Origin of the sequence: Paraconexibacter antarcticus (genome assembly GCF_024220175.1) — a bacterium.
Lineage (GTDB): Bacteria > Actinomycetota > Thermoleophilia > Solirubrobacterales > Solirubrobacteraceae > Paraconexibacter > Paraconexibacter antarcticus.
This window is the reverse complement of record NZ_CP098502.1, coordinates 2,528,370-2,546,745: the sequence shown is the minus strand read 5'-3', so window position 1 is coordinate 2,546,745 and position 18,376 is coordinate 2,528,370. Positions and strand designations below refer to the sequence as shown.

Here is an 18,376-nt window from a genome sequence, read left to right as displayed (position 1 = left end):
AGCTGGTCGGGCGCCTCAGGCCGCGCGGCCCACGCTCGCGGGAACGTCGCACGAGGCGCCCTCCCGCGTCCACACCCGCACGACGTCCCGCACCGACAGCATCCCCGCGATCTCCGCCCCGTCGAGCACGATGAGGTGGCGGAACGAGCCCTCGACCATCGCCGCCGCGGCCTCCTCCAGCGACCAGTCGGGCGCCGCGAAGACGATGTCGGTCGTGAGGTGGTCCGCGACGACCTCGTCGTCCGGGTTCTCGCCCCGGCCGACCGAGAGGAGCACGTCCCGCTCGGTCAGGATCCCCGGCCCCGCGCCGTCGGGATCGATGACCACCGCCGCACCGACGCGCCGCTCGCCCATCAGCCGGGCGGCCTCGCGCAGGGTGTGGCCCGGCCCCACCGTCAGGACCAGCGTGCTCATGCCGTCAACGACCTTCATCGCTACCCCCATACTTTGTATCGAATGCCTCAATGTAGCGTGCTGCGCTACGCTCTGGTGAGCGTTTGTGCGCCAACTAGCGGTCCTTTGCCCACCGACCATGCATCCAGTTGTGCCAGACCTTCCGCACTCCCTTACGACCATGCATCGTCCCGCCACCATCCGTCACCGCACGAGCCTCCTCGACGACGCCATCGCGATCGTCGAGGTCGAGTTCGCGTCGGACCTCGCGCTCGACGACATCGCGCGCCGTGTCGCGTCCTCGCGCCGACAGCTCCAGCGGGCCTACGCGGAGATCGGCGACACGACCTTCCGCGAGCATCTCGCCGCCGTCCGCATGGAACGGGCCGCCGAGATGCTCCAGAACCGCGGGCTCACGGTCCGCGAGGTCGCCCACCGCGTCGGGTACCGCCAGCCCGCGCAGTTCGCCAAGGCCTTCCGCCGGCACCACGGCGTCGCCCCGTCGGACTACCGCGCCGGCCGCCGCGCGCCGGCCGCCGACGACCTGTCCGTCGCCGCGGCCTAGCTCCGCCCGGCCTCGCGCGCGCCCGCACACGCGGGGGCGCACCCGGGCCATACTGCATCCGGCCGCTTCGTGCGCTGCGGTCGCGGTGCTCGCGCAGCGCCGCTGCGCCCGTTCGCGGAAGGGTGACGTCGGGCGTTGTCTCCGTCATCGGGTGCGGATAGGGTCGCCCCATGGCGGTCGACCCACGCGCAAAGACAAACCCCCGCACCATCGTGCAGATGGTCGTGGTGGGAGTGATCGCGTCGGCGATCGGCATCGCCCTCGGGCTGGCCATCAACTGGTTCCCCGTGCAGGGGTCCACCCAGTCGAAGAAGATCGACGACCTGTGGAACCTCATGCTTATCTTCGCGGTGCCGGTCTTCGTGCTCGTCGTGGTGGTGGTGCTGTTCGCGGTGAAGGAGTTCCGCCAGCGGCCGGGTGAGGAGAAGCTCGACGGCCCGAACATCCACGGCAGCACGAAGCTCGAGATCATCTGGACGACGGTCCCGTCGCTCATCATCTTCGTGCTCGTCGGCTACTCCGCCACGGTCCTCAGCGACATCGAGGCGGCCCCGGCGAACGCCGCCCAGGAGCTCAAGGTCGACGTCTACGGCCAGCAGTTCGCCTGGACGTTCAAGTACACCGGCGTCGACGGCAAGCCGGTCAACACGACGCGCCTGTACCTGCCGAACCACCAGTCGGTGAAGTTCAACGTCCACTCCAAGGACGTCATCCACGACTTCTGGATCCCCGCGATGCGGATGAAGATCGACGCGGTCCCCGGGATCACGACGAGCTACCGCATCACGCCGATCCGCGAGGGCAGCTACCCGGTCGTCTGCGCCGAGCTCTGCGGCCTCGGCCACGCGGTCATGCGCCAGACCGCCTACGTCCTGCCGCCCGCGAAGTTCAAGGCCTGGCTGACGAAGCAGTCCCAGCCGGCCGGCGGCGGCGCGGCGGCGGGCGGCGGCGCGGCCACCGCGGCGATCGACGCCAAGACGCTCTTCACCAAGGGCAACGGCAACTCGACCGCCTGCGGCAGCTGCCACCAGCTCACCGCCGCGGGCACCCCGGCCGGCGGGATCGGTCCCGACCTCGACACCGCGCTCGCCGGCCAGTCCGCCGCCCAGATCAAGCAGTCGATCGTGAACCCCCAGGCCGTCATCACGAAGGGCTACCCGCCGAACGTCATGCCACCGAACTTCGCGCAGACGCTCAAGCCCGCCGAGATCGACGCGCTCGTCCAGTACCTCCTGAAGAACCAGAAGAAGTGAGGAAGGCCCCATGACCGCAGCAGTTCGACAGCCCGGTTGGACCCGCGCGATCACCGCGATCGTGTTCGGGATCGCCTTCTCGTACGGCCTCTCCATCGGCGCCCGCGCGCTCTTTGGGTACGACCCGTACCTCGACGGCGAGGCGGTCCTCCAGATCGCGCTCATCGCGACCCCGTTCTTCTTCATGGTCGGGCTGGGCCTGTTCGACTACTGGGGCTACTGGATGTCGGGTCGCCCGACCCGTCCCGAGGACCACTCGGGCCACGGCGCGAAGAGCTGGAAGAGCTACTTCTACCCCAACACCGACCACAAGGTCATCGGGGTCCAGTACGTCGTCCACTCGTTCTTCTTCCTCTTCGTGGGCGGCCTCTTCGCGATGCTCATCCGCGCCGAGCTCGCCCAGCCGGGGCGCCAGTTCCTCGACGCGAACACGTACAACGGCGTCTTCAGCGTCCACGCGTCGCTGCTCATCTTCCTCTTCATCATCCCCGTGTTCGCGGGGCTCGCAAACTTCGTCCTGCCGCTCATGATCGGCGCGCCGGACATGGCGTTCCCCCGCCTGAACGCCCTGTCGTTCTGGATGCTCCCGATCGCCGGCGTGATGATGCTCGGCTCGTTCTTCGCCCCCGGTGGGTCGTTCGCGTCCGGCTGGACGGCGTACGCGCCGCTCTCCTCGTCGGCGCCCATAGGCCAGGTGTTCTTCACCATCGGCGTGCAGTTCGCCGGGGCCTCGTCGATCGCGACGGCGCTGAACTTCCTCGTCACGATCATCACCATGCGGGCACCGGGCATGTCGTTCTTCCGCATGCCGCTGCTCGTGTGGGCGAACTTCGCGACGTCGCTGCTCGTCGTCATCGCGACGCCGTTCATCGCCGCGTCGCAGTTCTTCGTCCTGCTGGACCGCGCGCTCGGCTTCAACTTCTTCGACAACGGCCAGGGCGGTGACGTGCTGATGTACCAGCACGTCTTCTGGTTCTACTCGCACCCCGCGGTGTACATCATGATGCTGCCCGGCTTCGGCATCATCAGCGAGGTCCTCGCCGTGAAGTCGCGCAAGCCGGTCTTCGGCTACCGCATGATGGCCTTCTCGCTGCTGGCCATCGTCGTGCTCGGCTTCACCGTCTGGGCCCACCATATGTTCGTGTCCGGCATGCAGACGTGGATCCGCGTGCCGATGATGATCACGACGGCGATCATCGCCGTCCCGACCGGCATCAAGATCTTCAGCTGGCTCGCGACGCTCTGGCGCGGCGTGCTGAAGCTCGACACGCCCATGCTCTTCGCGCTCGGGTTCCTCACGATGTTCACGTGCGGCGGCATCTCCGGCGTGATGCTCGCGATGATCCCCATCACGATCCACGTGAGCGACACGTACTTCATCGTCGCCCACATCCACTACGTCCTCTTCGGCGGATCGCTCTTCACGATCTTCGCCGGGACCTACTACTGGTTCCCGAAGATGACGGGCCGGATGTACGACGAGAAGCTTGGCAAGATCCACTTCTGGCTCACGTTCGTGTTCTTCAACGCGACGTTCGCCCCGATGCACCTCATCGGCGTCGAGGGCATGCCCCGGCGTGTCGCGGACTACGCCGACCAGTACGCCGGCTGGAACCTCGCGATCTCGATCGCGTCCTTCGGCCTCGGCCTCAGCACGCTCGTGTTCGCCTACAACATGATCTCGTCGTGGCGCGGCGGCCCGCGGGCGGTGGGCAACCCCTGGCGGGCGCTCACCCTCGAGTGGCAGGTCAGCTCCCCGCCCCCCGTGTTCAACTTCGACACGATCCCGACCGTCGTCGGCGGCCCCTACGAGTACGGCATCCCGGGCGCGGTGCACGGCGTGTTCGCCGACACGCCGCCACCGGTCACGGCCCGCACCACCCCCGCGACCACGTCGTCGCCGGCGCGCGACTAGCCCCGGCCCGACACGCCCCACCCGCAAGAACCCCAGGAGCAGCCCACCGTGAAGACCATCCTCGCCGTCGCCAACGAGACCATCGGCGGCAAGCACCTCATCGACACGATCAAGGAGAAGGCCGGTGGAGGCCAGGCCCGGCTGATCATCTGCGTGCCGCGGACCCAGCCGACGCACGGCAACGTCATCTACGACGACGCCGTGTACGACGCGGCGCGCGTGCGCGTCGACCTCGCGCGGACCTTCCTCCGGGGCGAGGGCATCGACGCGATCGGCGAGGTCGGCGACCCGGACCCGTACAGCGCGACGATGGACGCCGTCCGCGAGTACCACCCCGACGAGATCGTCATCTCGACGAGGCCCGCGGCGAGCTCGGGGTGGATGCGACGCGACCTCGTCGAGCGCATCGAGGACGCCTCCGGCCTCCCCGTCACCCACGTCGTCACGGACATCGACTCCGAGGGCATCGCCTTCGACATCACGCTCGTCGTCGCGAACCGGACCGCGTCCGGGGACGCGCTGCTCGACCAGCTGAAGGAGAAGGCGGCCGGCGACTCGCGCCAGGTCTTCATCGTCGTCGTCCCGCAGGAGGGCGGCGAGGGCACGGCCGCGAGCCGCGCTCGCGCCCGGCTCGTCCAGCTCGTCGACCGCCTGCGCGCGGCCGGCCTGCTCGCCGCGGGCATGATCGGCGACCCCGACCCCTACACGTCGACGATGAACGGCGTGCAGTTCTTCCACGTGAACGACATCATCATCTCCACGCTGCCCGCCACCCGCTCGGGCTGGCTGCGCGCGGATCTCATCCAGCGGGTGGCCTCGGCCACCGGGAAGACCGTCACCCACGTCGAGGCGTCGGCCCGGGCCGATTCCGCGGCCGCCTGAGACCAGGAGCACCTGACCCATGGAAGCCGCCGCAATCCCCGCAAACGCCGCCCACCACGACCACCACGGGCCGCCCGAGGCGAACCGCAGCTCGCGCGTCGATCCGCAGATGCTCGGGATGATGCTGTTCATCATCAGCGAGATCATGGTCTTCGGTGCGTTCTTCACGGCGTACTTCTTCATCCGCGTCGTGCACAACGACCCGTGGTTCCCGATCAACGGCGTCGAGCTGCCGAAGCTCGTCGCCGGCTTCAACACCGCGATCCTCGTCTCCTCGTCGCTCACGCTGCACTGGGCGGAGACGTGCGCGAAGAAGGGCAACCGCTTCGGGCTCAAGGCGGGCATGCTCACGACGTTCCTGCTCGGCCTGACGTTCCTGTTCGTCCAGATCAACGAGTACGTGCACATCGGCTTCGCGCCGCACGACCACGCCGAGGGCTCGATCTTCTACGGCCTCACCGGCCTCCACGGCGCCCACGTCGCCATCGGCCTGACGCTGCTCGCGATCGTCAACATCCGCGCGTTCAAGGGCCACTTCACTCCCGAGAACCACCTCGGGATCAACGTGCCGGGCATCTACTGGCACTTCGTCGACGTCATGTGGCTGGTCGTCTACTTCACCGTCTACATCCTGTAGATGGCGGCCGACCCCGGCCGTCGCGACGACGACGACCCGCCGCGCTGGCTGCGCCTCCTCGAGCCGTTCCGCACCGAGGAGGCGATGTTCCGCGTCCTCCTCTACGCCCTCGCGGTCTTCGTGGTCCTGACCGCCGCGATCTTCATCGGGCGCGCCGTCTTCTGACCGTAGGCCGCCCCGCGGCGGGGGCCGGTTCGGGCGCGACGCGGCGCGGGTATCCCCCGAGGCGTACCCGAGAAGAGGAACGGAGCACGCATGCTCGTCGAGCAGCTGGAGCAGTGGATCGGAGCCGAGGTCGTCGACCCCGACGGCGCGTCGGTCGGACGGCTCGGCGAGGTGTACTTCCGGGGCTCGGAGCCGGTGCTCATCGCCGCCAAGGGCGGCCGGCTGAGCCGCAAGCGCCGCCTCGTCCCGCTCGACGGTGCGACCGCCTCGCGCGACCACGTGCGCATCGCCTTCCCGGCCGGGCGGCTCCTGGAGACGAAGGGCGGCGCCGACCCGCTGAGCGCCGAGGACCTCGCGGCCGTCGCCGAGCACTACGGCGCCGCGCACGCCGCAGACCCCGCCGAGCTCGAGGGCTCGCACGCGCGCGCCGAGCGACTCCGGGTCGCGGCCGAGGCCGAGCGCCGCGCCGCGGAGCTCGAGGCCGAGGCCGAGGCGCAGGCCGCCCGCGCCGACGACGCCGGCCAGCGGGCCGAGCAGGCGTCGGAGGCGGCCCGCCGGGCCGAGGAGGAGCGCCGCGAGGTCTCCGCCCGCGCCGAGGCCGCGAGGGACGCCGCGCGGCAGCTCTGAATGTCGTGAAGGAGGGCCTCCCGGTGGCACGCTCCAGCGTGTCACCGAAAGAGCAACCACGAGGAGGCCCGCTCACATGTTGCATGCTGGATTGGATCTCAGCCGCAAGCGGCTGGACTATTGCCTGCTCGCCCCGGATGGCAAGCAGATCGAGGCCGGCGCGACGCCGCCGGACGCTGACGGGCTGCGCGGGTTCGCGCGCGGCGTAGAGACCCGGCATGGGCCGGTCCTAGTGCGGGCGGCGATCGAGTCGATGAACGGCGCCCGGTTTGTCCATGACGAGCTTGAGCGGCTCGGATGGGAGGTCGAGGTCGCCGACGCGCAGAAAGTCAAAGGCCTCGGCCCGTTGGCGTGCAAGACCGACCGGATCGACGCGTGGGTGCTCGCCGAGCTCTCACGGCGTGACCTGGTCCCCGCGGTGTGGCTTCCGGGCTTCGAGCAGCGCCAGGAACGCGAACGCGCGCGCTGGCGCCTGTTCTTGGTGCGCAAACGCAGCTCGCTGAAGCACCGCATCCACGCGCAGCTGCTCGCGTTCGGCCATACCTGCCCGGTGTCGGACCTGTTCGGCGCCCGCGGCCGCAAGCTCCTTGCGCGGCTCGAGTTCCCCGAGCCGTGGCACTCAGGGGTCCTCGCCGCGGTGCAGATGATCGACGAGCTCGACGCCGAGATCGCCGCGATCGACAAAGAGCTCAAAGCGCTCGGGGCCGATCACCGGTACATCCCGCTGCTGATGAGCGCCCCGGGGATCGCGTGGATCCTCGGGTACACGATCGCCGCGGAGATCGGCGACATCACCCGCTTCTCGAGCCCGAAGAAGCTCGTCGGCTACACCGGCCTGTGCCCACGCGTCTACCAGTCCGGCAACACCGACCGCCGCGGCCCCTTGACCCACGCCGGCCCGAAGTACCTGCGCTGGGCCTTGATGGAAGCCGCCGTTCACGCCTGCCGCCATCAGGTCTACGCCGCCCGCTACCAGGCCAACAAGAAGCGCCTGGGCAAACAGCGCGGCGCCAAGGTCGCCCAGGTCGACATCGCCCGCCGGCTCGCCGAGGCGATCTGGCACATGCTCACCCGCAACACCACCTTCGCTCCGGCAGGCGCCACGCGCGCTCTGGCCGCATAGACGGCCCTCTCTGAGATGCGCCACCGGAGCGATGCCCCTACAGCACCTGGTCCTCACACGATGAGGCGATAGAGAGTTGAGCCCCTGCTCCACGACCGACCCAGAGGACAACGACCCAGAACCCACACTTGACACCTCACCCTCCTTCATAGAGAGCGCCCGCGGGCCGCCTCAGGCGGCCCGCCCCACCGTCACTTGACGGTGAGGGTGCCCTTCATGCCCGCGGCCTCGTGGCCCGGGACCTCGCAGAAGTACGTGTAGGTGCCCGGCTTCAGAGTCGCCTTGAAGACGGACTTGCCCTTCGGGATGACGGGGCTCTTGCCGACGCCGGCGATCGCGATGTTGTGCGGGACGCCCGAGGTGTTGTCGAGCTCGATCGTGATCGGGCCGGCGGGGGCGGACGCCTTCGTCTCCGTGTAGGCGAGCTGCCCGCTCGGGTCGGCGTCGATCTTCAGGACGCCGCCGGCGGCCACCGCGGGCTTGCCGGAGCCGGGCGCCTTGACGGCGGTGGCGAGCAGGCCGGTGTCCTGGCCCTTCTTGCCGACCGAGGCCGCGACGTAGGCGGCGATGTTCGCGGCGTCGTCGCCCGTCACGAGCTTCGCCGGCATGATGCCCTGCCCGGCGTAGCCCGGGCGCGACGGGTACTCGATCTGCTTCTTCACGACGCCGCGGATGGCGTCGTCCCCGAGCCCGTCGACCTTCGCGCGCTGGAACGCCTCGTCGAGGTTCGGGCCGACGTTCCCCTTCGACCCCGCCCGCGCGAGCGTGTGGCAGGAGCCGCACTTCGACACGAACAATTGCTTGCCCGCGATCAGGTTGGGGTTGTTGTCGCTGACCGAGCAGCCGCTCGCAGCAAGGGCTGCGGCGACCATGATCGACGACACGGCAATGGGCTTCCCTCTCATGCTGCGCCGACCCTATAGGACGGCGCCGACACTGCGCCAGAGCAGCCGGGGGCGAGCAATCGGTAAGGTTCGCCCCGTGAGCATCCGTACGCGTTACCGCCTGCGCACGCCCTCGACGGGGCGCGAGATCTTCGTCGAGGCCGAGCCGGGCAAGACCTATCGGGACCGGGACACCGGCGAGGAGCTCGAGGTCGTCGGCAAGGTCCTCCCCCTCCCCCCGTCCGACTCGAACCTGCCGTGGGCCGTCGAGAACCTGCGCTTCTGCCCCTGGTGCGACCAGATGGCTCAGCGCGACCTCAACGAGTGCCCCACCTGCGGCCGGCGGATGGGCCCGATCCACGCGCACTGAGGCTCGGATGCTCCGGCCCCGCCCTGCCGCCGCCGTGCTGAGCGCCCTCGCGCTCGCCGCCGGTGTGGGCGCTTGCGGCGGGAGCACCCCGACCGGGGACGTCGTCCCGAAGAACCTCCCGGTCCTCCTCCCGCCCAGCAACTCGAGCCTGGCGCCCGCGGCGGCCACCGCGTCGGCGGCCGGCTCCACGTCGGCGACGAGCACCGACACGACGAGCGCCGACGCCACGAGCACGGACACGACCGCCACCGACTCGACCTCGGTCCCCGACACGACGGGTGGCGCGGCGGCCGGTACCGACCCCGGCGCCGCAACCGGCACGGGGAGCGCCGCGACCGGCACCGGGGGCGGCAGCGCCGCGACCGGCGGCGGGGCGAGCGCGACCGGGACCGGCGGCGCAACGGGTGGCACGACCGGCGACACGACCGGCACCGGCACCGGGACGGGAGCCACGGGCGGCGGCGCCGACGCCGGCGGCTTCAGCACCTTCTGCAAGGACAACCCGGGAGCCTGCCCGGGCGGCTGACGCCGGACGCGGGCCCGGCCCGCGTCCCGGCCCCGCCGCGGCCGGCCTCTACGACGCCGGCTTGGGGTCCGCCACGATCGTCGCGCTGTAGGCGAGCCGGGCGGTGCGGTAGAGGCAGTAGAAGCGCGTCACGTTGTTCGTGCTCGTCTGCGCGCTCTGCGTGTCGAAGTTGTTGCACTCGCCCTTGCCGCGGGAGGCGCGCCACGACGTCGTCCCCGGCTGACCGAGCGAGAGCGCGGGCGCCCACGTCGGGACCGTGATGCCGATGATGTACCCCTTCTTCACCGGGATCGACTTCTGCAGCGCGAACGTCGTCTTCTGACCGAAGTACGGCGTGAGCTTCACGGGCTCGCCCTGAGCGATGACGCGCGCGTAGAGCTTGTGGCCCGGGCGCAGGATCGTGAGCTGGGCCTGGGCCTCCCCGCCGAGGTTCTGGTTGAAGAACGCCGTCTGCTTGGGCCCGGGCTTGGAGAGCGTGATCGTCCACGCCACGATGCGCCCGTCGGCCTGCACGACGTCGACGGCCCTCGCGTCACCGACCTTGACCTGGTAGCCGGTCGTCCGCGGGATGGCCTTGCACGGCGGCGACGGGCACGACGGGACGACGTCCCCGCCGGCGTCACCGACCTCGGAGATCGTGGCCGGCGTGGCGGCCATCGCCGGGAGGGCGAGGATGCCGGCCGTCGCGACGCCCGCGACGGCGAGCAGGGATTTCGGAGAGCGCTTCATCACGCCTATTGAACACCAGCGGGCCCCGGAGTTGCGCTCGCGGGGCGGAACCGGTTGCGCATGCAAGTACCTGTACCCTGCGCGCATGGTGGCGATCGAGGTGTCAGGACTGGAACGGAAGTACCGGAGCGGGTTGATGGCCGTCGACGGCATCGACCTGCAGGTCCAGCCGGGCGAGGTGTACGGCTTCCTGGGGCCCAACGGCGCCGGGAAGACCACGACGGTCCGGATGTTGGTCACGCTCCTGCGCCCCACCGGCGGACGCGCGACGGTGGCCGGATTCGACGTCGCCCGCGAGCCGCAGAAGGTCCGCCGGAAGATCGGCGTCGCTCTCCAGGAGGCCGCGCTGGACCTCCTCATGACCGGCCGCGAGCTCATGGAGCTGCAGGCGACCTTGCACGGGATCCCGGCGAAGAAGGTCCACGCGCGCGCGGAGGACCTCATCGCGCGGGTGGGTCTGAGCGACGCCCAGGACCGCCGCGTCGGGACCTACTCGGGCGGCATGAAGCGCCGCCTCGACCTCGCAATGGCGCTCATCCACGCCCCGGAGGTCCTCTTCCTCGACGAACCGACGACCGGCCTGGACCCGACGAGCCGCGCGACCCTGTGGGACGAGGTCCGCCGGCTGAAGAACGACGGGACCACCGTCTTCCTCACGACCCAGTACCTCGAGGAGGCGGACCAGCTCGCCGACCGCGTCGGGATCATCAGCGCCGGGAAGATCGTCGCCGAGGGGACGCCCGCGGCCCTGAAGGCCGAGGTCGGGCGCCCGCACCTCGACCTCTGCTTCGACGGCGACGCCGACGTCGGCCGGGCGCGCGAGGTCCTCGCCGGCTTCGGCGAGGTCGCCGCCTCCCCCGCGGACGGCGTCGACCTGTCGATCGGCGTGCTCGAGGGCTCCCGGGCCATCGCCCCCGTCATCCGTGCCCTCGACGAGGCCGGGATCGTCGTCGGCCGCGTCGAGCTCGTCGAGCCGTCGCTCGACGACGTCTTCGCCGCCCGGACCGGCAGCCACCTCGAGGGGGCGGGCGCCGCCCCGGCGCCCGGCGCGGCGACGGTGTAGCCGTGGACCCCTTCTTCTTCCGTGTCGTCTGGGCCCTCGCCCGGCGCTCGCTCCGGGGGACGCTCCGGCGCCCGCAGTTCATCGCCCCGCTCGTGCTCTTCCCGTCGATGTTCCTCGCGGTGAACGTCGGTGGCCTGACGCGGACGACGGCGCTGCCCGGCTTCCCGAAGGTCAGCGGGTTCCTCGACTTCCAGCTGGCCGGCGCGATGACCCAGTCGCTGCTCATCGGCGGGGTCGCCACCGGGATCGCGACGGCGCTCGAGATCGAGGGTGGCTTCTTCGACCGCCTCGTCGCCTCCCCCATCCCCCGCGTCGCGCTCGTCTTCGGCCGGCTGCTCGCGACGAGCGTCGTCGCCGCCGGCCAGATCACCTACTTCCTCGTCCTCGGCTTCGTGTTCGGGGCGTCGGTCCAGGGCGGCGTCGGCGGGGTGCTCGTCGTGTACCTCATCGGGGTCGTGGCGGGCGTCGGCTTCGGCGCCATCGGGCAGGCCATCGCCCTGCGGGCCAAGAACGCATCGACGGTGCAGGGCATCTTCCCGCTCGTGCTCGTCGTCCTCTTCGCGTCCAGCGCCTTCTTCCCGCGCAAGCTCCTCTCGAGCCCGGTGGACACGGTCGCCCGGGCCAACCCGCTGAGCTACATCGCCGACGGCATGCGCACGCCGATCATCCAGGGCGTCGGCGCGACGTCGGTCACCGAGGGGATCGTCGCCGCGGTCCTCGTCGTCGGCGGCGCCTGCGGCATCGCCCTGCTCGCCCTCCGCGGAAGGCTGCGTGAGGCATGAGCCGGAGCGTCACCGTCATCGGCGCCCTCGTGCGCCGGGCCCTGAACGAGATCTCGCGTGTCCCCGGGGCCGCGATCCCCGGCGTCCTCGCGCCGACGATCTTCATGCTCGGTCTCTCGAGCGTCTTCGGCAAGGCGTCCGGCCTCGGCGGCTACCACGCGGACTTCCGCACGTTCATCGTCCCGGTCGGGCTCCTGCAGGGCGCAGGCTTCACCGGCGCGGCGACGGGCGTGAACCTCGCCCGCGACATCGAGGGCGGCTGGTTCGACCGCCTGCTCCTCTGCCCCGCCCCGCGCGCGACGTTGCTCGCGGGGGTCGTGGCGAGCGCCGCGCTGCGGGCGCTCATGCCGGGGACCTTCCTGCTCGTCGTCGCGTTCGCGCTCGGCGTGCCGGTCCCGACCGTGACCGGCCTGCTCATCGCGGCGCTCCTCGTCATGGGCCTCGCCTGCGTGATGGCGTGCTTCTCGATCACGATCGCGTTGCGCTTCCGCACCCAGCAGGCCGCCCCGCTCATGCAGATCGCGTCGTTCATCGGCGTGCTCTTCACGACCTCCTACGCGCCGAAGCCGCTGCTCACCGACTGGCTGCGGACGGCATCCGACATCAACCCGGTGACCCACGTCCTCGAGGGCGTCCGCCAGGGCTTCATCGGCGGGGTCGAGTGGCAGCACACGTGGCCGGCCTTCGTCGCTCTCGCGGGGATGATCGCGGTGCTCGGGACGCTCGCCGCGCGCGGGCTGCGGCGCTACGGCTACTGACGGTCAGCGTTCGGGCGGCGCCTCGAGGCGCAGGATGAGCTTCTTCGTCGCGGGCGCGTCCGGAAGCGTGTCGACGCAGCCGAGGCGGACGCAGCCGGCCCGGGTCGCCTCGGCGGCGAACTGGATGACGGGCGGCCTGCCGATGACGCTCTGGCTGAAGCGCAGGACGATCGAGCGCCTGCTCGGCCGCGTGACCACGGCGCTGCCAAGGCGCTTGGGCAGGGCGTTCACCTGCTCGGCCATGACGGTGCCGCGGAGCGTCCTGCCCTTCGCGTCCGGGGTCGCGCAGACGAGGAAGTCGGGCGGCAGGACGCCGGGCGTCGCGGCCGTGTAGAGCCGGAGGCAGACGGATCCGGGCGGGCCCGACGTCGCGACGAGCGCCGATTCCGGAAGGTTCGCGGCGAGGGTGATGCCGGCGCGCAGGCGCCCGTCGCTGCTGCGCCGGAGCGAGACCCGGGTGAGGTCCGGGGCGCTCGCCGCCGCGTCGCCGGCCTTCTCGGTCGCGACGACCGGGGCGCCCGGGGTGGCCGCGAGCGCGGCCGTCGCCGCGAGCGCGGCCGCAGACCCGAGGGCCGCGACGGCGAGCGCGGGGCGGGATGGCGCGCGGACGGACATGCGCCCGATCATACGAGGCGGCCCCGGCGGCCTCGGCCCGCTGCAAGGGGCCGTGCGCCTGGCACCGGCAGCGAAGCCCACCCATGCGGTGGGGTCCGCTGCCGCTCCGGCTCAGCGGCCGGTGTACGTCGCCTTGCCGGGGCCCTCGTCGAGGAACGAGCGCACCGCGCCCTTGAGGTCCTCGGACCCGAACAGCGGCCCCGACGTCTCGGCGACGATGGCGTCCGCCGCCCGGGCACCGCCGTTCAGCTGCTCGCGGACGAGGCGCTTCGTCGCCGCGTGGGCGAGGGTCGGCCCGTTCGCGATCTTCAGCGCGAAGGCGTGGGCGGCCTCCGCGAAGCCCTCGTCCGGGAGGACCCGGTTGACGACGTTCCACTGCTCGAGCGTCGCGGCCGGGTACAGCTCGCCGGTGTAGACGAGCTCGCGCGCGCGGGCCGGGCCGGCGCGCTCGGCCAGCCGCTGCGGCCCGCCCATCGACGGCGTCAGGCCGACGACGATCTCGACGAGGCCGAACTTCGCCTTCTCCGCGGCGAGCAGCAGGTCGCAGGCGAGGCTCAGCTCGAACGCCGCGGTGAGGCACAGCGCGTGGGCGGCGAAGACCGTCGGGAAGGGGAAGTCCTCGACCGTGTGGATGAGCGCCAGCAGGTCGTCCCACAGCTTCCCGCCCTGATCGGGCGTCAGGCCGTCGAAGAGGTGGACGTCCACGCCGCCGGAGACGGCGCGGCCCTCGGCGTTGATGAGCAGGCCGCGCGGATGCTCGGCCGCGACCTGGTGGACCGCCTGCGAGAGGGAGTCGATGAGCGCCTGGTCGAAGAGGTTCAGCGGCGGAGCCGTCAGGGTGATGACGGCGAGCGGCCCGTCGGTGGTGAGGGTGACCGGCTGTCTCATGCGGTGAGCTCCTGCGCGACGGCCTTGATGTCGTCCATGTCGCCGGGCGCGGGGATCCACGGGAGGCGCAGCGGGTCGCGGTCGGGGTCGTCGCGGTAGCGGGGGATGACGTGGATGTGAAGGTGGAAGACGGTCTGCCAGGCGTCGGCGCCGCAGCAGTTCAGGAGGTTCACGCCGTCGCAGCCGAGGCGCTCCTTCATGCGCCCGGCGAGACGCTGGGCGGCCAGCACGGTCGCCGTGAGGTCCGCCTCCGGGACGGTGAGGAGGTCCTGGCTGTGGTTGCGCGGGATGACGAGCGCGTGGCCGCGCGTGCCGGGGTTGATGTCCATGAAGGCGAGCGTGTGCTCGTCCTCCTCGAGCACGAAGGCGGGCAGCTCACGGGCGACGATCTTGCAGAAGATGCAGTCGGCCTCGGTGTGCGTGGGCGGGGACAGGTCGGCCATGGCGGGGAGTCTATGCGGGGCGGTCGGGACCGCGCGGTAGCCTCAGCTCCGTGACGACCGCCACCCCGACCCGCCCGCCCGAGCCCGACGCCGCGCTGCTCGAGAAGACCGTCCGGCACCTCGGCGCGATGGACCGCCCGTCGGCCTCACCGGGCGAGAGGGACGCCGCGTTCTGGATCGCCGAGGCCCTGCGCGCCGAGGGCGCGACCGTCCGCGTCGAGCGCGAGCGCGCGCACGGCGGCTACTGGTGGCCGCTCGGGCTCATGGCGGGGGCGGCCGGCCTCGCGGGCCTGCGGCGCGGCCGCGGCGCGGCGCTCGCCGTCGGCGCCGCCGCCGCGGCCGGCATCTTCGACGACATCTCCGGGGGCCGGCTCGCCTTCCGCCGGGCCGTCCTCCCCCATCACGACACCCACAACGTCGTCGCGACGCTCGGCGACCCGGACGCCGACCAGACCGTCCTCATCGTCGCCCACCACGACGCCGCCCACTGGTCGCTCCTCTTCCACCCGGGGGCCGGCGAGTTCGTCGGGGACCGCTGGCCGCAGCTGCTCGAGCTCTCCGACGACACCCCGCCGGTGATGTTCCCCGTGTTCGGCGGGCCGCTGCTCGTCGCGCTCGGCGCGCTCACCGGGCGCCGCGGCGTGCAGGTCCTCGGCGCGGTCGTGAGCACCGCCGTCGCCGCGGTCATGGCGGAGATCGGCTCGCGCTCGACCGTGAGCGGCGCGAACGACAACCTCACGGGCGTCGCGACGCTCCTCGGCGTCGCCCGGACGCTGAAGGAGCAGCCGGTCGAGGGCCTACGCATCATCCTGCTCTCGACCGGATCGGAGGAGAGCTTCATGGAGGGGATGCAGGCGTTCGCGCGGCGCCACTTCGCCGCGCTGCCGCCCGAGCGCACGCACGTCATCTGCGTGGACACCGTCGGGTCGCCCCAGCTGCTGCAGATCGAGGGCGAGGGCATGATCCGGATGCGCGAGTACCCGGCCGCCTTCAAGGACCTCGTGTCGGACGTCGCTGCCGAGCGCGGCGTGAGCCTCAGCCGGGGCCTGCGCCTGCGCAACGCGACCGACGGCCTCATCGCGCTGAAGGCGGGCTACCCGTCGGTGATGATCGGCTCGATGAACGAGTACCGGCTGCCGGCGAACTACCACTGGCCGACCGACGTGCCCGACAACGTCGTGTACGAGACGGTGGCGGACTGCGTGCGCGTCTGCGACGGCGTCGTGCGGCGGCTCGCCCGGACCCTCGGCCGCCCCGGCCCGGCCGGGGCCGGTCAGCCCTCGGCGAGCACGCCCGCCGCGTAGCGGACGGCGCCGGCCTCGTCGGCGACCTCGCCGGCGTAGCGGGCCTCGTCGATGGCGGCGAGCAGCGGCCCGAGGGCCGGTCCGGGCGTGATGCCGAGCTCGCGGGCGAGGACGTCCCCGCGGACGAGCGGCGGCTGCGCGCGCCACGCCGGCCAGGCGAGGGCCGGCCCGATGACCTGCCGCGCGAGCTCGAGGTGCGCGGCGATCGCGGGGGCGGCGTTGTCGCCGCGCGTGGCGAGGCGGTCGGCGACGGACAGGAGCGTGACGTCGACCTGGACGGGGTCGCAGGCGCGGAGGTAGGCGTGGAGCCCGCGGGCGTCCAGCGGCCGCTCCTTCACGCGGTACCCGAGCCGGAGGTGGTGGCGCGTCAGGTCGGCGACGTGGGCGCGCGTGCGCTCGCTCGCGCGCAGCCGGGTGAGGATCGTCCGGCTGAGGTCGGCGCCGCCGGTGTCGTGGCCGGGGAAGCCGACGAAGCCGTTCTCGTGGAGGGTGCGCGTGGGCGGCTTGGCGATGTCGTGCAGCAGGGCGCCGAAGCGCAGGGCCTGGCCGCGGGTGAGCTCGTCGGCGAGCGGCGTCGCGAGATGCGCGCGAACCGCGGCGGCGTGCTCGTCCCCGACGTGCGGGGCGGGGTCGTCCTCGAGGTCGATGACGGCCTGGAGCACCGCGAGTGTGTGGTCGTAGACGTCGAGATGGTGGAAGCGGTTCTGGGTGACGCCGGCGAGCGCGGAGAGCTCCGGGAGGACGGCCGCGGTCACGCCGAGCGCCTCCATGAGCTCCAGGCCCTCCAGGGCGGTCGGCGCGGACACGACGCGGGTGAGCTCCGCGAGGATCCGCTCGCCGGCGACGCGCTCGAGTGCCGGGGCGTGGGCGCGGGCCTCGGCGACGGTCGCCGCGTCGGGGGCGAGCCCGAGCTCGCAGGCGAAGCGCGCGAGCCGCAGCACCCGCAGCGGATCGTCGGGGAAGGCGCGCGGGTCCACCATCCGCAGGCGGTGCGCCGCGAGGTCGCCGGCCCCGTCGTGGGGGTCCAGCAGCGGTCCGCCGCCGAGCGGCTCGGCGATCGCGTTGACCGTGAAGTCGCGCAGCCCGAGATCCGCTTCGATCGAGCCGTCGCGCAGCGGGCAGAGGTCCACCTGCCAGGCGCGGTCCGGACCCATGACGCGCCACGCGCCGAACTCGTCGCTGAGCGGGAAGGCGGGCCCTCCGGCGCTCAGCCCGAGGTGCCGCGCGGCCGCGCGGACGTCACCCGCGACGACGACGTCGATGTCCCCGAGGGGGCGGCCCATGAGCCGGTCGCGGACGGCGCCGCCGACGAGCCACGCCGCCTCGCCGCGCAGCGCCGCGCGGACCGCGTCGAGCGCCACGCTCATCCGGCCGGGATCCCGGAGCGATGGTGGGCGCGCGCGGTGCGCGGCAGCAGCGCCGTCGTCACCTCGTAGTTGATCGTCTCGCTGCGCGCGGCGACCTCCTCCGCGCTCAGCCCCGGCCCGACGAGCACGACCTCGTCCCCCACCGCGACCTCGTCGAGGCCGGCGGGCCCGAGGTCGACGGTGATGTTGTCCATGCTGACCGTGCCCACCTGCGGGCGGAAGGTCCCGCCCACCAGGACGTCCGCCCGGCCGGTCGTGGCGCGGCGCCAGCCGTCCCCGTAGCCGACGGGGACGGTCGCGAGGACGGTGTCGCGGTCGGCGACGAAGCGGCGGCCGTACCCCGTGCTCTCCCCCGCCCGGCACCGCTTCACGGCGGCGACGTGGCTGACGAGCGCCAGCGCCGGCCGCAGGCCGGCGGCGGCCGCGTCCTCCCCGAAGGGGTCCAGGCCGTAGAGCGCGACGCCCGGCCGGACCATGTCGAAGTGCGCCGCGGGCTCGCGGAGGATCGCGGCGGAGTTCGCGGCGTGGACGACGAGCTCCGGGCGCGCCGCCCGCAGCGGCCCGACCCAGGCGGTGAAGCGCTGCAGCTGCTCGTCCATGAAGGGGTCGGCGCGGTCGTCGGCGGTCGCGAAGTGCGTCATCGCGCCCGCGAGGCGCGCCCCCGCCTGCTCGACCAGGCGGGTCGCGAGCACCGGATCGCGGGTGCCGAGGCGCCCCATCCCGCTGTCGAGCTTCACGTGGACCCGGGCGGTCGACGGGAGCGCGGCGAGGAACGCCTCGTCCCAGACGACGATGTCCGCGTCCGCGGCGAGGGCGAGACCGAGGTCCTCGTCGTCGAGCGAGCCCATGACGAGCAGCCGTCCCCCGACGCCGGCCTCGCGCAGCGAGGCGGCCTCCGCGGCCCCGGCGACGGCGAGCCAGTCCGCGCCCGCGGCCTGCGCCGCCCGCGCGCACGCCTCGGCGCCGTGACCGTAGGCGTTCGCCTTCACGACAGCGCACAGGCGCGCGCCGGACGCCGCCGCGGCGAGCGTCCGGACGTTGTGGGCGACGGCGTCCAGGTCGACGCGCGCGACCGCGCGGGCCATCG

22 protein-coding genes are annotated in these 18,376 nt (G+C 72.3%); 14 read left to right on the top strand and 8 right to left on the bottom strand.

Translation table 11 applies throughout. The features are described 5' to 3' along the window. Window positions 1-15 precede the first annotated feature (15 nt). Window positions 16-432: a CBS domain-containing protein gene (locus tag NBH00_RS12565; protein ID WP_367401295.1), complete on the bottom strand. Its 417-nt coding sequence runs from the start codon at window positions 430-432 to the stop codon at window positions 16-18. A gap of 142 nt (window positions 433-574) precedes the next feature. Between NBH00_RS12565 and NBH00_RS12560 the strand changes: the two genes are divergently transcribed. From NBH00_RS12560 to NBH00_RS12525, 8 genes are all read left to right on the top strand, one after another. Next, on the top strand, window positions 575-958 hold the full coding sequence (locus tag NBH00_RS12560; protein ID WP_254573661.1) for a helix-turn-helix transcriptional regulator: 384 nt from the start codon (window positions 575-577) through the stop codon (window positions 956-958). Window positions 959-1,128: 170 nt separating this feature from the next. Next, window positions 1,129-2,211 carry a cytochrome c oxidase subunit II gene (coxB, locus tag NBH00_RS12555; RefSeq protein WP_254573660.1) on the top strand — a complete coding sequence of 361 codons (1,083 nt, stop codon included), beginning with the start codon at window positions 1,129-1,131 and terminating at the stop codon, window positions 2,209-2,211. A gap of 10 nt (window positions 2,212-2,221) precedes the next feature. Further along, the gene (locus tag NBH00_RS12550) at window positions 2,222-4,126 is read left to right on the top strand and encodes a cytochrome c oxidase subunit I (protein ID WP_254573659.1); all 1,905 of its coding nucleotides are present in this window, start codon (window positions 2,222-2,224) and stop codon (window positions 4,124-4,126) included. A 48-nt stretch (window positions 4,127-4,174) separates the two neighbouring features. Then, window positions 4,175-5,008, top strand: a complete 834-nt coding sequence (locus NBH00_RS12545; protein ID WP_254573658.1) for a hypothetical protein — start codon at window positions 4,175-4,177, stop codon at window positions 5,006-5,008. Between the two features lie 19 nt (window positions 5,009-5,027). Further along, complete coding sequence (locus NBH00_RS12540) at window positions 5,028-5,645, top strand: cytochrome c oxidase subunit 3 (protein WP_254573657.1); 618 nt, start codon at window positions 5,028-5,030, stop codon at window positions 5,643-5,645. Beyond that, on the top strand, window positions 5,646-5,810 hold the full coding sequence (locus NBH00_RS12535) for a hypothetical protein (protein WP_254573656.1): 165 nt from the start codon (window positions 5,646-5,648) through the stop codon (window positions 5,808-5,810). A gap of 90 nt (window positions 5,811-5,900) precedes the next feature. Continuing rightward, window positions 5,901-6,437 (top strand): PRC-barrel domain-containing protein, encoded by a 537-nt coding sequence (locus NBH00_RS12530; RefSeq protein ID WP_254573655.1) that lies wholly within the window; start codon window positions 5,901-5,903, stop codon window positions 6,435-6,437. Window positions 6,438-6,528: 91 nt separating this feature from the next. Further along, window positions 6,529-7,560 carry an IS110 family RNA-guided transposase gene (locus tag NBH00_RS12525; protein WP_254573654.1) on the top strand — a complete coding sequence of 344 codons (1,032 nt, stop codon included), beginning with the start codon at window positions 6,529-6,531 and terminating at the stop codon, window positions 7,558-7,560. 191 nt (window positions 7,561-7,751) lie between these two features. Here the strand turns inward: NBH00_RS12525 and NBH00_RS12520 are convergent, their stop codons facing one another. Further along, window positions 7,752-8,465 (bottom strand): c-type cytochrome, encoded by a 714-nt coding sequence (locus NBH00_RS12520; RefSeq protein ID WP_254573653.1) that lies wholly within the window; start codon window positions 8,463-8,465, stop codon window positions 7,752-7,754. A 76-nt stretch (window positions 8,466-8,541) separates the two neighbouring features. On the opposite strand from NBH00_RS12520, the gene NBH00_RS12515 reads away from it, so the two are divergent. Next, entirely contained in the window at window positions 8,542-8,814 is a 273-nt protein-coding gene (locus NBH00_RS12515) for a hypothetical protein (RefSeq protein ID WP_254573652.1), read from the top strand. A gap of 7 nt (window positions 8,815-8,821) precedes the next feature. Continuing rightward, window positions 8,822-9,340, top strand: coding sequence for a hypothetical protein (locus NBH00_RS12510; RefSeq protein ID WP_254573651.1), 519 nt, complete (start codon window positions 8,822-8,824; stop codon window positions 9,338-9,340). 48 nt (window positions 9,341-9,388) lie between these two features. Here NBH00_RS12510 and NBH00_RS12505 read toward each other — a convergent pair whose 3' ends face one another. Beyond that, on the bottom strand, window positions 9,389-10,069 hold the full coding sequence (locus NBH00_RS12505; protein WP_254573650.1) for a hypothetical protein: 681 nt from the start codon (window positions 10,067-10,069) through the stop codon (window positions 9,389-9,391). 85 nt (window positions 10,070-10,154) lie between these two features. Here NBH00_RS12505 and NBH00_RS12500 point away from each other — a divergent pair, with 85 nt between their 5' ends. The 3 genes from NBH00_RS12500 to NBH00_RS12490 are packed head-to-tail and all read left to right on the top strand — an operon-like array spanning window position 10,155 to window position 12,672. Beyond that, window positions 10,155-11,132 carry an ATP-binding cassette domain-containing protein gene (locus NBH00_RS12500; RefSeq protein WP_254573649.1) on the top strand — a complete coding sequence of 326 codons (978 nt, stop codon included), beginning with the start codon at window positions 10,155-10,157 and terminating at the stop codon, window positions 11,130-11,132. A 2-nt stretch (window positions 11,133-11,134) separates the two neighbouring features. Beyond that, window positions 11,135-11,914: an ABC transporter permease gene (locus NBH00_RS12495; RefSeq protein ID WP_254573648.1), complete on the top strand. Its 780-nt coding sequence runs from the start codon at window positions 11,135-11,137 to the stop codon at window positions 11,912-11,914. Continuing rightward, a complete protein-coding gene (locus tag NBH00_RS12490) occupies window positions 11,911-12,672 on the top strand; it encodes an ABC transporter permease (RefSeq protein WP_254573647.1) in 762 nt (253 codons plus the stop codon). The genes NBH00_RS12495 and NBH00_RS12490 overlap by 4 nt, the downstream gene beginning before the upstream one ends. A 3-nt stretch (window positions 12,673-12,675) precedes the next feature. Here the strand turns inward: NBH00_RS12490 and NBH00_RS12485 are convergent, their stop codons facing one another. From NBH00_RS12485 to NBH00_RS12475, 3 genes are all read right to left on the bottom strand, one after another. After that, on the bottom strand, window positions 12,676-13,287 hold the full coding sequence (locus tag NBH00_RS12485; protein WP_254573646.1) for a hypothetical protein: 612 nt from the start codon (window positions 13,285-13,287) through the stop codon (window positions 12,676-12,678). Window positions 13,288-13,398: 111 nt separating this feature from the next. Continuing rightward, on the bottom strand, window positions 13,399-14,175 hold the full coding sequence (locus NBH00_RS12480; protein ID WP_254573645.1) for an enoyl-CoA hydratase/isomerase family protein: 777 nt from the start codon (window positions 14,173-14,175) through the stop codon (window positions 13,399-13,401). Next, window positions 14,172-14,618, bottom strand: a complete 447-nt coding sequence (locus tag NBH00_RS12475) for an HIT family protein (protein ID WP_254573644.1) — start codon at window positions 14,616-14,618, stop codon at window positions 14,172-14,174. Before NBH00_RS12475 ends, NBH00_RS12480 begins: the two co-directional genes overlap by 4 nt. Window positions 14,619-14,668: 50 nt before the next feature. Between NBH00_RS12475 and NBH00_RS12470 the strand changes: the two genes are divergently transcribed. Continuing rightward, complete coding sequence (locus NBH00_RS12470; RefSeq protein ID WP_254573643.1) at window positions 14,669-15,922, top strand: M28 family peptidase; 1,254 nt, start codon at window positions 14,669-14,671, stop codon at window positions 15,920-15,922. Here NBH00_RS12470 and NBH00_RS12465 read toward each other — a convergent pair. Both NBH00_RS12465 and alr read right to left on the bottom strand, forming a co-directional pair. After that, complete coding sequence (locus tag NBH00_RS12465; protein ID WP_254573642.1) at window positions 15,892-17,289, bottom strand: tRNA nucleotidyltransferase/poly(A) polymerase-related protein; 1,398 nt, start codon at window positions 17,287-17,289, stop codon at window positions 15,892-15,894. The genes NBH00_RS12470 and NBH00_RS12465 overlap by 31 nt on opposite strands. Continuing rightward, window positions 17,286-18,374: an alanine racemase gene (gene alr / locus NBH00_RS12460; protein ID WP_254573641.1), complete on the bottom strand. Its 1,089-nt coding sequence runs from the start codon at window positions 18,372-18,374 to the stop codon at window positions 17,286-17,288. Before alr ends, NBH00_RS12465 begins: the two co-directional genes overlap by 4 nt. Window positions 18,375-18,376 lie beyond the last annotated feature (2 nt).